Annotated in this window: 13 protein-coding genes; 5 read left to right on the forward strand and 8 right to left on the reverse strand. The window is 72.2% G+C overall.

Features of this window, described 5'->3' with window-relative positions; translation table 11 throughout:
* Positions 1-17: 17 nt before the first annotated feature.
* The gene (locus tag ACIQCJ_RS28125; protein WP_355336738.1) at positions 18-722 is read left to right on the forward strand and encodes a 2-phosphosulfolactate phosphatase; all 705 of its coding nucleotides are present in this window, start codon (positions 18-20) and stop codon (positions 720-722) included.
* Here ACIQCJ_RS28125 and ACIQCJ_RS28130 read toward each other — a convergent pair.
* The 4 genes from ACIQCJ_RS28130 to pdhA form a co-directional block, all read right to left on the reverse strand.
* Positions 703-897 carry a hypothetical protein gene (locus ACIQCJ_RS28130; protein WP_355336737.1) on the reverse strand — a complete coding sequence of 65 codons (195 nt, stop codon included), beginning with the start codon at positions 895-897 and terminating at the stop codon, positions 703-705. The genes ACIQCJ_RS28125 and ACIQCJ_RS28130 overlap by 20 nt on opposite strands.
* A gap of 99 nt (positions 898-996) precedes the next feature.
* Positions 997-2,442, reverse strand: coding sequence for a dihydrolipoamide acetyltransferase family protein (locus ACIQCJ_RS28135; protein WP_402712921.1), 1,446 nt, complete (start codon positions 2,440-2,442; stop codon positions 997-999).
* Between the two features lie 10 nt (positions 2,443-2,452).
* On the reverse strand, positions 2,453-3,427 hold the full coding sequence (locus ACIQCJ_RS28140) for an alpha-ketoacid dehydrogenase subunit beta (protein ID WP_355336735.1): 975 nt from the start codon (positions 3,425-3,427) through the stop codon (positions 2,453-2,455).
* Between the two features lies 1 nt (position 3,428).
* Entirely contained in the window at positions 3,429-4,637 is a 1,209-nt protein-coding gene (pdhA, locus tag ACIQCJ_RS28145) for a pyruvate dehydrogenase (acetyl-transferring) E1 component subunit alpha (RefSeq protein WP_355336734.1), read from the reverse strand.
* Between the two features lie 381 nt (positions 4,638-5,018).
* Here pdhA and ACIQCJ_RS28150 point away from each other — a divergent pair, with 381 nt between their 5' ends.
* Positions 5,019-5,678: a response regulator transcription factor gene (locus tag ACIQCJ_RS28150; RefSeq protein ID WP_355336779.1), complete on the forward strand. Its 660-nt coding sequence runs from the start codon at positions 5,019-5,021 to the stop codon at positions 5,676-5,678.
* Positions 5,679-5,743: 65 nt separating this feature from the next.
* Positions 5,744-6,778: a phosphotransferase gene (locus ACIQCJ_RS28155; protein WP_401305543.1), complete on the forward strand. Its 1,035-nt coding sequence runs from the start codon at positions 5,744-5,746 to the stop codon at positions 6,776-6,778.
* Between the two features lie 339 nt (positions 6,779-7,117).
* Here the strand turns inward: ACIQCJ_RS28155 and ACIQCJ_RS28160 are convergent, their stop codons facing one another.
* On the reverse strand, positions 7,118-8,632 hold the full coding sequence (locus ACIQCJ_RS28160; RefSeq protein ID WP_355336732.1) for a protein kinase domain-containing protein: 1,515 nt from the start codon (positions 8,630-8,632) through the stop codon (positions 7,118-7,120).
* Between the two features lie 336 nt (positions 8,633-8,968).
* On the opposite strand from ACIQCJ_RS28160, the gene ACIQCJ_RS28165 reads away from it, so the two are divergent.
* Positions 8,969-10,675, forward strand: coding sequence for a protein kinase (locus ACIQCJ_RS28165; RefSeq protein WP_402712922.1), 1,707 nt, complete (start codon positions 8,969-8,971; stop codon positions 10,673-10,675).
* 81 nt (positions 10,676-10,756) lie between these two features.
* On the opposite strand, the gene ACIQCJ_RS28170 is transcribed toward ACIQCJ_RS28165, so the two are convergent.
* From ACIQCJ_RS28170 to ACIQCJ_RS28180, 3 genes are all read right to left on the reverse strand, one after another.
* Positions 10,757-11,329, reverse strand: coding sequence for a proteasome activator (locus ACIQCJ_RS28170; RefSeq protein WP_391043469.1), 573 nt, complete (start codon positions 11,327-11,329; stop codon positions 10,757-10,759).
* 268 nt (positions 11,330-11,597) lie between these two features.
* Positions 11,598-13,226, reverse strand: a complete 1,629-nt coding sequence (locus ACIQCJ_RS28175; RefSeq protein ID WP_402712923.1) for a hypothetical protein — start codon at positions 13,224-13,226, stop codon at positions 11,598-11,600.
* Positions 13,227-13,369: 143 nt separating this feature from the next.
* A complete protein-coding gene (locus ACIQCJ_RS28180; protein ID WP_355334286.1) occupies positions 13,370-13,627 on the reverse strand; it encodes a hypothetical protein in 258 nt (85 codons plus the stop codon).
* A 136-nt stretch (positions 13,628-13,763) separates the two neighbouring features.
* Here ACIQCJ_RS28180 and ACIQCJ_RS28185 point away from each other — a divergent pair, with 136 nt between their 5' ends.
* Complete coding sequence (locus ACIQCJ_RS28185) at positions 13,764-14,744, forward strand: carbohydrate kinase family protein (protein WP_355334284.1); 981 nt, start codon at positions 13,764-13,766, stop codon at positions 14,742-14,744.
* Positions 14,745-14,755 lie beyond the last annotated feature (11 nt).

A 14,755-nucleotide genomic window follows, 5' to 3' on the forward strand; every position in this document is an offset into this window, starting at 1 on the left:
GGGGGAGCATGGGCGGTATGGAGACTTCATTTCTCGGGATCGCTGAACTCGGCGAGCGGGGCCGGGCACCGGCCGTGGCGGTGGTCGTGGACGTCATGCGGGCGTTCACCGTGGCGGCTTGGGCGCTCGGGCGCGGGGCGGAGAAGGTAGTGCTGGCCGGGTCGTTGGACGAGGCGCTGGCGCTCAAGGCCCGGCATCCGGACTGGGTGACGGTCAAGGACGGTGCGCCCGCGCCGGGGTTCGACACCGTCAACTCACCGGGCCTGATGCGGTCACTCGCCCTGGAGGGACGGACCGTCGTACAGAAGACCACGGCGGGGACGGTCGGCGCGCTCGCGGTGAAGGACGCGCCGCTGGTGCTGTGCGCCGCGTTCGTGGTGGCGGAGGCGACGGCCGACCACCTGCGGGCGCACGCGGGCGACGGCGTCACCTTCGTGGTCACCGGCGAGGACGGTCAGGCCGACGAGGACCTGGCGTGCGCTCAGTACATCGCCGGGCGGGCCGCCGGGGCCGGAACGGACGCCGCCGAGTTCCTGCGCCGCGCCGCCACGTCGCGCGCCGCCGCCGAGCTGGCGGAGGGGGTGCGCGAAGGAGTGCACCCCGACGACATCGCGCTCTGCCTCGAACTCGACCGGTTCCCCTTCGCCATGGTGGCGGCCGTGGAGGGGCCGCTCATGGTCCTGCGGGCGTCAGCGGCGCTCGTCAGGGACGGATCGTGCTGACCAGGGAGGCGGTGGAGTTCATCGTGGACTGGATGGTGGGGGCGAGGCTGGTGGAGGAGAGGCAGAAGCCGAGGAGGACGCAGATGACGGCGTGGCTGGGCTTGAGGGACTTGTTGCGCATCATCATGGCGGCGAGGACGAGGAGCAGCAGGACGACGGAGACGGAGACGGCCATGGGGTGATGGCAGCATAAAAGGGGACGAATGGGTGGGACGCACGCACGACGGAGGGCCCGGACGTTTGTACGTCCGGGCCCTCCGTGCGGGTGACGGCGTCAGCCCCAGGTGAGCAGCCGCTTGGGCTGTTCGAGGATGGCGGCCACGTCGGCCAGCACGCGGGAGCCGAGTTCGCCGTCGACCAGGCGGTGGTCGAAGGAGAGAGCGAGCGTGGTGACCTGACGCGGCTTCACCTTGCCCTTGTGGACCCAGGGCTGGAGCTTGATCGCGCCGAAGGCGAGAATCGCCGACTCGCCCGGGTTGAGGATGGGCGTGCCGGTGTCCACGCCGAAGACACCGACGTTGGTGATGGTCACCGTGCCGCCCTGCATCGCGGCCGGCGAGGTCTTGCCGTCACGGGCGGTGGCGACCAGTTCGCCGAGTGCGGCGGCCAGTTCGGGGAGCGTCTTGTCGTGCGCGTCCTTGATGTTGGGGACGATCAGACCGCGCGGGGTGGCGGCGGCGATCCCCAGGTTGACGTACGACTTGTGGACGATCTCCTGCGCGGCCTCGTCCCACGCGGCGTTCGCCTCGGGGTGCCGCTTGAGGGCGACCAGCAGGGCCTTCGCGACCAGCAGCAGCGGGCCGACCCGTACGCCCGTGAAGGCGCGGTCCTCCTTCAGCTCCTGGACCAGCTTCATCGTCCGCGTGATGTCGAACGTCACGAATTCCGTGACGTGCGGCGCGGTGAAGGCGCTGGTGACCATCGCCTGGGCGGTGGCCTTGCGGACGCCCTTGATCGGGATACGCGTCTCCCGGGCGCCGGCGGTCGCCGCGAGCGGCTCGGGCGCGGCCGTCACCGGCGGCAGGGCGGCAGGCGGGGCCGCCGCCGCGCGGATGTCCTCGCGGGTCACCACGCCGTTCGGCCCGGTCGGCACCACGGTCGCCAGGTCGATGCCCAGCTCCTTGGCCAGCTTCCGTACCGGCGGCTTGGCCAGCGGCCGGTCCACCGCCGCCGCACGGTCGTGACCGTTCAGCTCGGCGGCCTGAGCCGGTACGGCAGCGGTCGGTACGTCAGCGGTCGGTACGTCAGGGGCTGGTACGTCAGGGGCCGCCTGCTTGCGCGGACGGCGCGTCGTGGCCGACGGCGCGACGCCGTATCCGACGAGCACCGCCTGCCGCTTGGGCTCGGCGGGCGGGGCCTCGGGGGCGGGAGTCTGCACGGCGGGCGGCTCCGAAGCCGCGACCCCGGCGGACCCTGCGGAACCGCCCGAATCGGCGGAACCGGCGGCCCCGTCCCCCCCGGCGTCCACCACGATGATCGGCGTACCGACATCCACCGTCGTGCCCTCGCCGAAGCGGATCTCGCTCACCACCCCGTCGTACGGAATGGGCAGCTCGACGGCGGCCTTCGCCGTCTCCACCTCGCAGATGACCTGCCCGTCGGTGACGGTGTCACCGACGGCCACGTACCACTTGAGGATCTCCGCCTCGGTCAGGCCCTCGCCGACATCCGGCATCCGGAATTCGCGGAAGCGCTGTGCAGGTGCGGTCATGGTCGTCACAACCCTCTCCTCAGAACGCCAGCGCGCGGTCGACGGCGTCGAGTACGCGGTCCAGGCCGGGCAGGTACTCCTCCTCCAGGCGGGCCGGCGGGTACGGGGCGTGGAAACCGCCCACCCGCAGTACCGGGGCCTCGAGGTGGTAGAAGCAGCGCTCGGTGATCCGGGCCGCGATCTCCGCGCCCGTGCCGTAGAAGACCGGGGCCTCGTGCACGACGACCAGGCGGCGGGTCTTCTCCACGGACGTCTGGAGAGTGTCGAAGTCGAGGGGCGAGAGCGAGCGCAGGTCCACGACCTCCAGGCTACGGCCCTCGTTCGAGGCGGCCGCGGCAGCCTCCAGGCAGACCTTCACCATCGGACCGTACGCGGCGAGCGTGAGGTCGGTGCCCTCCTGGGCCACGACCGCCTTGTGCGGGGAGCCGGGCACGGCCGAGGTGTCGACCTCGCCCTTGTCCCAGTAGCGCCGCTTCGGCTCGAAGAAGATCACCGGGTCGTCGCACTCGATGGCCTGCTGGAGCATCCAGTACGCGTCGGAGGCGTTCGAAGGCGTGATCACCTTCAGGCCGGGGACGTGCGCGAACAGCACCTCGGGCGACTCGCTGTGGTGCTCGACCGCGCCGATGCCGCCCGCGTACGGGATACGGATGACGACCGGCAGCTTGATCTTGCCGAGCGCGCGGGCGTGCATCTTCGCGAGCTGCGTGACGATCTGGTCGTAGGCCGGGAAGACGAAGCCGTCGAACTGGATCTCGACCACCGGGCGGTAGCCGCGCAGCGCGAGGCCGATCGCGGTGCCGACGATGCCGGACTCGGCGAGCGGGGTGTCGATGACGCGCCCCTCCCCGAAGTCCTTCTGGAGACCGTCGGTGATCCGGAAGACGCCGCCGAGCTTGCCGACGTCCTCACCCATGACGAGGACCTTCGGGTCGTTGTCGAGCGCCGTGCGCAGCGACTCGTTGAGGGCCTTGGCGATGGACATCTGGGTCATGTCAGCGTCCCTCTCCGGAAGCGGCGCCCTCGGACTCGAACGAGGCCAGGTACGCGGCGAACTGCGCGCGCTCCTCGTCGACGAGCGCGTGCCCGTCGGCGTAGACGTTCTCGAAGATCGCCATGGTGTCCGGGTTCTCCATCGTGCGTACGCCGTCGCGCACCCGCTTGGCCAGTACGTCGCTCTCCTGCTCGATCGACGCGTAGTACGCCTCGTCGGCCAGGCCCTGCTTGTCCAGATACGTCTTCAGCCGCAGGATCGGGTCCTTCGACTCCCACTGCTCGCGCTCCTCGTCGGCGCGGTAGCGGGTCGGGTCGTCGGTCGTGGTGTGGGCGCCCATCCGGTACGTGAACGCCTCGACCAGCATCGGGCCCTGGCCGCTGCGCGCGTGCTCCAGGGCCGCACGGGTGACGGCGAGCACCGCGAGGACGTCGTTGCCGTCCACGCGGACGCCGGGGAAGCCGTAACCGGCGGCGCGCTGGTAGATCGGCACGCGGGACTGCTTCTCGGTCGGCTCGGAGATCGCCCACTGGTTGTTCTGGCAGAAGAAGACGACCGGCGCGTTGTAGACGGCGGCGAAGGTGAACGCCTCCGCCACGTCGCCCTGGCTGGAGGCGCCGTCGCCGAAGTACGCGATGACGGCCGAATCCGCGCCGTCCTTGGCCACGCCCATGGCGTAGCCGGTGGCGTGCAGCGTCTGCGAGCCGATGACGATCGTGTAGAGGTGGAAGTTGTTCTCGTTGGGGTCCCAGCCGCCGTGGTTCACACCACGGAACATGCCGAGCAGATTGAGCGGGTCCACGTCACGGGTCCAGGCCACACCGTGCTCGCGGTAGGTCGGGAAGACGTAGTCGTCCGGGCGGGTGGCCCGCCCCGAACCGATCTGCGCGGCCTCCTGGCCGAGCAGCGAGGCCCACAGGCCCAGCTCGCCCTGGCGTTGCAGGGTGATCGCCTCGGCGTCGAAACGGCGGGTCAGCACCATGTCGCGGTACAGGCCACGCAACTCTTCCGGCGTCAGGTCGATGGAGTATTCGCCGTGCTCGACGCGCTCGCCCTCGGGCGTCAGCAACTGTACGAGTTCGGGCTCGGTGCCACGGCGCTTGGCGCCTGCTGCGCGGGTGGTCCGTCCCCTGCCCTTGGCGGGAGTGGCGGTGCTTCGCCCCCCGCTCCTGGCGGGGGTGGCCCCAGCGGCAGTGCTCTTCACGCTCACGTTCGCTCCTCCGTCTGTCCGGCCCCCGGGATCCGCCGGGCAGCCAGTGTGCGGCTCACCTGGTACGACGCGGCGCACGGGGTGTGTGCGGCATGGCCGAGCCAGGCGTGACAGTGCCCCGGCCAAGTGGCCTGCAACAGAGACGTTACCTATAACCCACGCCATCGCGCGAAGCCGTCCGACCTGCGGTTTTGCTTGGAGTTCCTAGTAAATACGCGTTACCGCAGGCCACCGGGACAACCGCACCGTATCCCGGATACGGAAAGTGCGTAAGAGGCGGCGCTGTCGTCCGTAAGAGGCGCGGGCTGTTGTCCGTAAGAGGCGGGGAGCTCCCGGCGGTGCGACGCTGGGCAGGTGCCTGTAGAAGGAAATAGCCCCACAATCCGCGTGTTCCTGCTCGACGACCACGAGGTGGTCAGGCGCGGGGTGCACGAACTCCTCTCGGCCGAGCCGGGAATCGAGATCGTCGGCGAGGCCGGGAACGCAGCGGAGGCGGTGGCGCGCATTCCGGCCACCCGCCCGGACGTCGCGGTGCTCGACGTACGGCTGCCCGACGGCAGCGGCGTCGAGGTGTGCCGCGAGGTCCGCTCGCACGACCCGTCGATCAAGTGCCTGATGCTGACGTCCTTCGCGGACGACGAGGCGCTCTTCGACGCGATCATGGCGGGCGCCGCCGGATACGTGCTCAAGGTGATCCGCGGCAACGACCTGATCGACGCCATCCGCGACGTGGCCGCGGGAAAGTCGCTGCTGGACCCGGTCGCGACCGCCAAGGTCCTGGACCGGCTCCGGCACGGCGGCGCGCGCTCCGAGGGCGACGACCGTACGGCCGACCTGACCGCCCAGGAGCGCCGCATCCTCGACCTGATCGGCGAGGGCCTCACCAACCGCCAGATCGGCGAGCGCCTGCACCTGGCGGAGAAGACGGTGAAGAACTACGTGTCCTCGATGCTCGCCAAGCTCGGCATGGAGCGGCGCACCCAGGCCGCCGCGTACGTGGCCCGCATGCAGGCCGAGGGTGACCGGAGGCATATGCCTTAGCACGTCCCAGGGGGTCGGCGCCAGTCCGCGCGGGCGGGGTGTCGCGGTGATCTACGCTTCTGCACGTGACGGGCACGGCGAAGGTGCCGCCGGCGCGGGCTTCGCTGACCGCTCTGCTGCGCCGCTACGAGGACGCGGGTACCCCGCTGACCTGCGTACCCGTTCCCCGGGGCTTGCTCAACAAGGGCTACGAGGTGACCACCACCCGCGGCCGGTTCTTCCTCAAGCAGTACGTCGCCCGGGACACCGCGGACCCCGGCGTGATCGCCCGGCAGCACCGCGCGACGCGGGGTCTGGTCGGCCTCGGACTGCCCGTCGCCGCGCCCCTGCCGGACTCCCGCGGGCGTACGGTCGCGCGGCTCGGCGGCCACGGATACGCGCTCTTCCCCTGGATCGAGGGCAGGCACCGCGAGGGCACCGAGCTGACCGCCACCCAGTCGCGGCGGCTCGGCACGCTGCTCGGCATGGTGCACGCCGGACTCGCCCGCGTGCAGCCGCCCCCGCCGGAGGACCAACGCCACCACCCGAGCGCCGACCCGGACCGTACGTACGCGCAGATCGACGAACTGCTCGCGCTGGTACGCCGGCACCGGCCGCGCGACGCCTTCGACGAACTCGCCGAGCACCGGCTGCTGGAGCGCCGCGCCCTGCTGCGCCGCCACGCCCACCGCCGGCCGCCGGACGCCGACGGGACGGTCAGCGGCTGGGTGCACGGCGACTTCCACCCGCTCAACCTGCTCTACCGCGGTGAGGAGCCCGCCGCCATCGTCGACTGGGACCGGCTCGGTGTGCAGCCGCGTGCCGAGGAGGCGGTACGCGCCGCCGCCATCTTCTTCGTCCACCCGCTGGACGGGCGTCTCGACCTGCGGAAGATCCGCTCCTACGCCCGTGCCTACCGCTCCGCGGCGGGGGTTCCCGTCGCCGAGCTGGCCGCCGCCGTCCACCGCGTCTGGTGGGAACGCCTCAACGACTTCTGGATGCTCCAGTGGCGTTATCAGCGGCGTGACCCCCGCAGCGATCCGCTTTTCCCGCCCGCCTCCGCCCTGGCCGTCTGGTGGACGGCCGAATACGGCGCCGTCATCGACGCCTTCACGTCCTAACGGCCCCCCGAGAAGGGCGCCCTTACGCAGGGCGGTGCGCGGAGTCTTCAGCGGTGCCCCTGCGCAGGGCGGTACCCCGAGTTTTTAGGGGCGCGGGGAACTGCGCCACCAGCCCCCACCGGGCTGTCAGCCCGAAAACAACAGCATCTGCCCCACTGGGGCCGGTTTTTCACGGCGCACCATCGCGCTGGCTGAGCGCGCAGTTCCTCCCCCAGCTACCGCTGGGAGGCGCCCCCAGCGCCCCTAAAAAGATCGGCGTGCCGCCCAGCGCAAGGAAACCGTCCGGGGTCGCGCCACGGAGGAGGGGCCGTGCGCCCGGAGGGGCGCTGACCGTGAGGGTCAGTTCTCCGGGGTGGCCGCGTCCGACGTCGGCGGGGTCGTCGGCGGGGTGGTGGGGGGCGTGGTCGGAGGGGTGGTGGGGGGCGTGGTCGGCGGAGTCGTCGGCGGGGTCGTGGGGGGCTTGGTGGTCGGAGTCGTCGGCGGGGTCGTGGACGGAGTCGTCGGCGGGGTCGTCGCCGGAGTCGTGGTCGGGTCGGTCTGGTCGGACCCGGTCTCCGTCGGCTCCGTGGACGGCGGGTCGGACGGGGTGCCCGTGTCCTGGGTCACCGACGGCGACGGGGAGTTGGCGGGCGCGCCGCCGTCCCCGCCGGTACCGCGCGTGGCGAAGTAGACGCCCAGCGCGATGGCCAGCACCGCGGCGATGGCGAAGAGCACCGGTTTGAGCCAGCGGTTGCCGCCGCCGCCCGGCGGCCGCTCGCCGTAGCCCTGACCGCCGTCGTCGTCACCGGTGCCGGAGATTCCGGCGAGCAGCGGGGCGCCGAATTCGGCGGTGGTGCTGTTGCCGGGCCGGCCCTGTGCCACGACGGTCGGCGACATGCCGCCGGTCCGGGGGCCCGCGAGGGGGGTGATGACGCCGGTGTTCCACATGCCGCCGGTCCAGCCGCCCTGCTGGACGAGCGCCTGATGCGCGTACTGGACGACGCCGCGCATCTCCTCGGCGCTCTGGAAGCGGTCGTCCGGCTGCTTGGCGAGCGCGCGCAGCACGAGCCCGTCCAGCTCGGGCGGCACCCGGTCGCTGATCTGCGACGGGACCTGCGGCTCGTCCTGGACGTGCTGGTAGACCACCGAAAGCGGCGTCTCGCCGGTGAAGGGCGGACGCAGCGCCAGCAGCTCGTAGAGGAGACAGCCGGTCGCGTACAGGTCGCTGCGGTGGTCGACGGCCTTGCCGAGCGCCTGCTCGGGCGAGAGGTACTGCGGGGTGCCCATGACCATGCCGGTCTGCGTCATCGTGCTCTGGGCGCCGTGCAGCGCCCGCGCGATGCCGAAGTCCATGACCTTGACCGCGCCGTTCGTGGTGATGATCACGTTGGCGGGCTTGATGTCGCGGTGCACGATGCCGTGCTGGTGGCTGTAGGCCAGCGCTTCGAGGACGCCGGAGACGATCAGCAGCGCCTGGTCGACGGGCGGCGGCTCGGCGCTGGAGAGCAGGTCCCTGATGGTGTGGCCCTCGACCAGCTCCATCACGATGTAGGGGACGGTGCCGGTGGGCGTACGGTCCTCGCCGGAGTCGTAGACCGCGACCACCGCGTGGTGGTTCAGACCCGCGACGGCCTGGGCCTCGCGGGTGAAGCGGGCCTTGGAGACCGGGTCCTCGGCGAGGTCGGTGCGCAGCAGCTTCACCGCCACGATCCGGCCCAGGCGCACGTCCTCCGCCGCGAAGACCTCGGCCATGCCGCCGCGGCCGAGCCGCCCGGTCAGCCGGTAGCGGCCCTCGCCGACGACGGTGCCCACGCCCCACTGGCCGGATGTCTCCGACGCTCCGGGGCCCGGGGCCGTCTCTTTGGGGTCGACCATCAGTCCTCGCCGTCGTTCGTACGCGGTCATCGTCCGGGCGGGCGCGCGCGGACGCCCGTATCGTACGGATGCCCCGGAGCGGCCACCGTACCGCTTTCGCGTGCCCCGCCGGGCACACGTCCGCGTCACAGCACCTCAATACGGCGGTCCCGCGGGGATACACAGCATGTGCGTGCCCGATGTGCGTCAGGTGACGAGATGGTCAACGAACTTGACGTGTCCGTGCGATGGGCCAGACTTGGCGGGCAAGCTCGGGGACGAATATCGCCACAGGCAACCGCACAGGTACCGGCGCGACCCTCTCCCCGGTGGACTTTCCAGGGGGTAGCGGTACAGATGAGCGGGGACGCCACGCAGGGCGAGTACACGGGGCGCTCGGTCGGCGGCGGGCGGTACGTGCTGCGCGACCTGCTGGGCGAGGGCGGCATGGCGTCTGTGCACCTGGCGCACGACACCGTGCTCGACCGGCCGGTGGCCGTCAAGACCCTCCACACCAACCTGGGCAACGAGCAGTCCTTCCGCGAGCGCTTCCGCCGCGAGGCGCAGTCCGTCGCGAAGCTGAACCACACCAACATCGTCTCCGTCTTCGACTCCGGCGAGGACACCATCGACGGCCAGCTCGTGCCGTACATCGTCATGGAGTACGTCGAGGGCAGCCCGCTCGGCGACGTGCTGGCCGCCGATGTGGCGCAGCACGGCGCGATGCCCGCCGACAAGGCGCTGAAGATCACCGGGGACGTGCTGGCGGCGCTCGCGGTCAGCCACGAGATGGGCCTGGTCCACCGGGACATCAAGCCCGGCAATGTGATGATCACCAAGCGCGGTGTGGTCAAGGTCATGGACTTCGGCATCGCGCGCGCCATGCAGTCCGGTGTCACCTCGATGACGCAGACCGGCATGGTGGTCGGCACCCCGCAGTACCTGTCGCCGGAGCAGGCGCTGGGGCGCGGTGTGGACGAGCGCTCCGACCTGTACTCGGTCGGCTGCATGCTCTTCGAGCTGCTGACCGCGCGGCTGCCCTTCGACGCGGACTCGCCGCTGGCGATGGCGTACCAGCACGTACAGGAGATCCCGCCCGCGCCGTCGACGTTCAACCGCGCGCTGGGCCCGGCCGTGGACGCGCTGGTGGCGCGCGCGCTGCGCAAGAACCCCGCGGAGCGCTTCCCGACCGCGGACGCGATGCACGACGAGGCGGACCGGGTCCTGGCGGCCACGCGGCGCGACACGATGCCGCTGATGTCCGGCTCCGCGCCGCCCACCGGCAACCGCGGCCAGGACGTGGCGGCGTCGGTCTTCCCGTACGCGCAGGGCCCGCTCCAGACCCCGCCGCCGCAGATGCGGACGCCGTACGCGCCGGGCAATCCGCAGCAGGGCGGTTACGGGCAGCCCGCGCCGGCCCCGTCGCTGCCCTCGGCGTACGGCTACCCGCAGCAGTCCCCGACGCCGCCGCCGACCCCGGCGTACACCATGGCGCCCCAGCACCAGCAGCACCAGCAGATGCCGCAGCAGCGCGCGGGCGGTCACCCGGGCGGCGGCACCGGTGGCGGCGGGAAGTCCAACACACCGCTGATCGCGGGCGCGGCCGTCGTGGTCGTGGCCCTCGCGGTGATCGTCGCGATCGTCCTGGCCAACAGCGGCGGCGGCAAGGGCAGCCCCAGCGCCGACGACCAGTCGGGCGGCCCGACGACCTCGTCCTCGACCCAGGCGTCCGCCGACCCGACCACGGGCACGGGCGCGGGCGACGTCGTGAACGGCGACCAGAGCCGCACGATCGACCCCGACAAGTGCACCAAGGCGCACAACGACCTGATCTCGAACGACCCGGACGTCATGACGATGCCGGACTTCACGTCGATCTACGTGGACTCGGTCGTCGCCTGCATCAAGGCGGCGGGCTGGCAGTACACGATCAAGCAGACCGACGAGCAGCAGTGGGGCAAGGGCGCGGTGACCAGCCAGACCCCGAAGTATCTGGAGGACTACAACCCGAAGAAGGGCGGCAAGGTCACCATCTGGGTGTCCACCGGCAAGAGCTCGAACTGACCGGGCCCCCGCCGGTGCGACACCTCACCGGCTCGGATGCGGATTAAAGGCCGGACATGAGATCCGGACGAGAGATCCGGACTAGAGATACGGGCCCGAGCGGGCGCCCTGGTTGCCGCCGTCGTCCTCCTCGTGGCCGCCGGCGCCGGGCGGCAGGGCGCGCCGCATCTGTTCGAGCTGGGCGCGGGCCGCCATCTGCTGGGCGAACAGCGCGGTCTGGATGCCGTGGAAGAGCCCTTCGAGCCAGCCGACGAGCTGGGCCTGGGCGATCCGCAGCTCCGCCTCGCTGGGCACGCTGTCGTTGGTGAAGGGCAGCGAGAGCCGGTCCAGCTCCTCCACCAGCTCGGGCGCGAGCCCGGCCTCCAGCTCCTTCACCGAGCTGGCGTGGATCTCCTTCAGGCGTACGCGGCTGGCCTCGTCGAGCGGCGCCTGGCGCACTTCCTCCAGCAACTGCTTGATCATGCTGCCGATGCGCATGACCTTCGCGGGCTGCTCGACCATCTCCGTCACCGGGATCTCGCCGTGCTCGCCGCCGTCACCGGTCGGCGCGCCTCCCAGGGCCATTCCGTCGGAACCGACGATCAGGACCTGCTGATTCGGTGAGTGCTGCGGATTCTGCGGATTCTGCGAGCTTTCCGGCGAGCGTTCGTTCATCGCGTTCATCGGCATCTCCATACCGCCATTGTCCCTTAGGACGCGCGGCGGGGGGGGGGCCGGGGGGGGGGCCCCCCCCGGGGCCCCCCCCCCCCCCCCCCCCCCCCCCCCCCCCCCCCCGGTGGGGGGGCCCCCCGCGCCCGCCGCCCCCCCCCCCCCCCCGCCGCCGCGCCCCCCCCCCCCCCCCCCCCCCCCGCCCCCCCGGCGGCCCCCCCCCCGGGGGGGGGGGCCCCGCCGCCTTCACCTGTGCCCGGCGTACGCGGTGCGCTCAGCGCGCCTTCAGCGGGTGCCCGCTGGAGGTGTCCACCACCGTACGGCCGCCGAGCGGCTTGTCCAGCCTCACCTTCTCGGTGAACTCCTTGGCGAGCGTGACGCACGTGCCGCCCTTGTCGGCCGCGGTCACCGTCACCCGCACCTCGTCCGCCGACTCCGCGGCCTTCGCGCTGTACGTGCTGCACACCCCGCCGTAGAAGGTCAGCGACAGCGTGCCGCCGTCCGCGTGGTACGTGGTCAGACCGACCGTGTGGTGCCGCTGGGCGGGCCCGCTCGGCTGCTCCGGCACGCCGGAGGGCGGCACGGCGGTACCGGGCGCGTCACGCTGGATGTACGCCGGGTCCACCGCGGGCTGCGCCTCCACGCTCGACCGGCTCACACCGGGCTGCGCGACCTCGAAGAGCCAGGACGGCACCAGCACCTGGGCGCCGGACACGTAGTCGAGCGACAGGCCGAACTCGGCCCCGCGCACGTCCATCGGATGGCCGTTGCCCGGCACGCACGGCAGCGTGTGGGGGAGCGTCCTGTCCTCGCCGGGCGTGGTCGGCAGAGCGCTCGGCTTCGGCGCGGGCGCCGACTTCGCCGGACAGGCGGCGATCCCGTGATCGGGGTGCATCACCTGCCCGTTGAGGTCCTTCAGCGCCTGCACGGCGCTCACCACCGGATAGCTGTCGCCCTTGTCGAGCGCCGAGAGGCGGCCGTGCGCCAGCGTGATCAGCCCGTCGGAGCCGACGTCGAGGCCGGTGCTCCAGTTGTGCGTCGGCAGGCCGTCCACGACCGGGTCGGCCGTCACCGCGCGGAGCGCGCCCGCCGTCTCGTGCGCGTCGACCGTGGCGCCCGACAGGCCGAGACCGGCCAATACGGGCGCGGCCACCGCCTTCGCGCGCTGCTCGGACACCGGCGGCTCGGGCGTCGGCGCCTGCGTCGAGGTCGTACCGCTCGCGGGGGCGGAGGACACCGGTCCGTTCGTGCCGGGGCTGCCGGGGCTGTCGGCGTTGCTCGAATCGCTGGAGCCCGTGCCGGTGTCCGTCCCCGGGCCGCTCTTCTCCGGGCCGCCGGGGTTCACCGGCCGCGGGGGATAGGCAGGTTCCGCCGGGTTGACGGTGGTCGCGCCGTACCGGCTGTACGACCAGGTGCCCGGCGCGGCCTTGGTGACCAGCAGCGTCGGCCCCGCGCCGTCGCCCGGCCCCACCCGCCACGAGTCGCCCTGCGCGGTGGCCGGGCCGCTCATCCCGAGCAGCTTCGCCAGCCGTTCCGCGTCGGCCGCGACGACCGGACCCTCCCCGCGGTAGACCGCGGCGGAATCGGGGCCCTTGGGCAGCGAGCCGGTCAGCGTGTACGTGCCGCCGGTCGCCGGACCGCTGCTCGTCCCGTTGTCCGCGCCGCCGCCGTCCGCGCTGCCCGAGCCTTCGCCGGGGGCGTCGTTCAGCCGCAGCGGGGCCGGCCCGGCCTTCGGGTGACCGCCCTCGTTCGCGGTCGCCGCCCAGTACGCCCCGCCGCCACCGGCCAGCAGGACGGCGGCGGCCACCGCCGCCACCAACAGCCGTGGCCGGGGCGCGGACCGCTCGGGGCGGGGCCCTTCCGTCGTCGGGTCCGCGTTGTCGTCGTCGCGTTCGGTGCTCACCGCGTGCTCCTTCGGCTCCGTACGTCAGATGCGGATCTGACGCGGCGGGCCGGATTCCGGTTCCGCCGGGCCCGTTGCGCCGTCCGGAGGAACGGCGACGCGGGCCCCGCCGAAGGGGCCGTTCGTGATACGCCGGACAGGCCCTAGTCGCCGAACTCGGCCATACCGCGCACCACGTGCGCGGACGCGGGCGGGACGACGATGCCGTGCAGGCTGGCGGGGGCGACCACGGCCTGGGCCTTGGCGGCCGGGGTGTGCCAGTGCGCGGCCATCCGGCGGCAGTCGCCGAGCAACTGGTCGAGCGACTCGGGCTCGGCGAGCGGGAACGACGCGGACACCGGAGGCGTGGCCGAAAGGGCGGAAGCGGAGGACGGCACGGGTGCGGCGGGGGTAGACCTCATACCTCGACCCTAGGCACGGGCGGACCATCGAGAAAGCCCTACTATCGGGTAGTTTCGCCGTGTCCGACTGCTACGGCGCACCCGGTAGCGTGGGACGCCTGCTCTTCTCGTCGATCCCCCGCAGGAGCCTGCCGCCGTGCGTATCGCCGTAACCGGATCCATCGCCACTGATCATCTGATGACCTTCCCCGGCCGTTTCGCCGATCAGCTCGTCGCCGACCAGCTCCACACGGTCTCGCTGTCCTTCCTCGTGGACGGTCTCGACGTGCGGCGCGGCGGGGTCGCCGCCAACATCTGCTTCGGCATGGGCCAGCTCGGCACCTCGCCGATCCTGGTCGGCGCGGCGGGCAACGACTTCGCCGAGTACCGCGCCTGGCTCCAGCGGCACGGCGTGGACACCTCGTCCGTACGGATCTCCGAGGTGCTGCACACCGCCCGCTTCATCTGCACCACCGACGCCGACCACAACCAGATCGGCTCCTTCTACACCGGCGCCATGAGCGAGGCCCGGCTGATCGAGCTCCAGGCCGTCGCCGACCGCGTCGGCGGCCTCGACCTGGTCTCGATCGGCGCCGACGACCCCGAGGCGATGATCCGGCACACCGAGGAGTGCAGGACCCGCGGCATCCCCTTCGCCGCCGACTTCTCCCAGCAGATCGCGCGGATGGACGGCGACGACATCCGCGTCCTGCTCGAAGGTGCCGCGTACCTCTTCAGCAACGAGTACGAGAAGGGCCTCATCGAGGCCAAGACCGGCTGGAGCGACGAGGAGATCCTGGACCGGGTCGGCACCCGCGTCACCACCCTCGGCTCCCACGGCGTCCGGATCGACCGCAAGGGCGAGGAGCCCGTCCAGGTCGGCTGCGCCGAGGAACAGACCAAGGCCGACCCCACCGGAGTCGGCGACGGCTTCCGCGCCGGCTTCCTGTCCGGGCTCGCCTGGGGCGTCAGCCTCGAACGCGCCGCGCAGGTCGGCTGCATGCTGGCGACCCTCGTCATCGAGACCGTCGGCACCCAGGAGTACGAGCTGCGCCGCGGCCACTTCATGCAGCGCTTCAGCAAGGCGTACGGCGACACCGCCGCCGAAGAGGTCCGCACGCACCTCGGCGCGCGCTGAACGCTCCCGGG

The organism is Streptomyces sp. NPDC093221 (assembly GCF_044753885.1).
Lineage (GTDB): Bacteria > Actinomycetota > Actinomycetes > Streptomycetales > Streptomycetaceae > Actinacidiphila.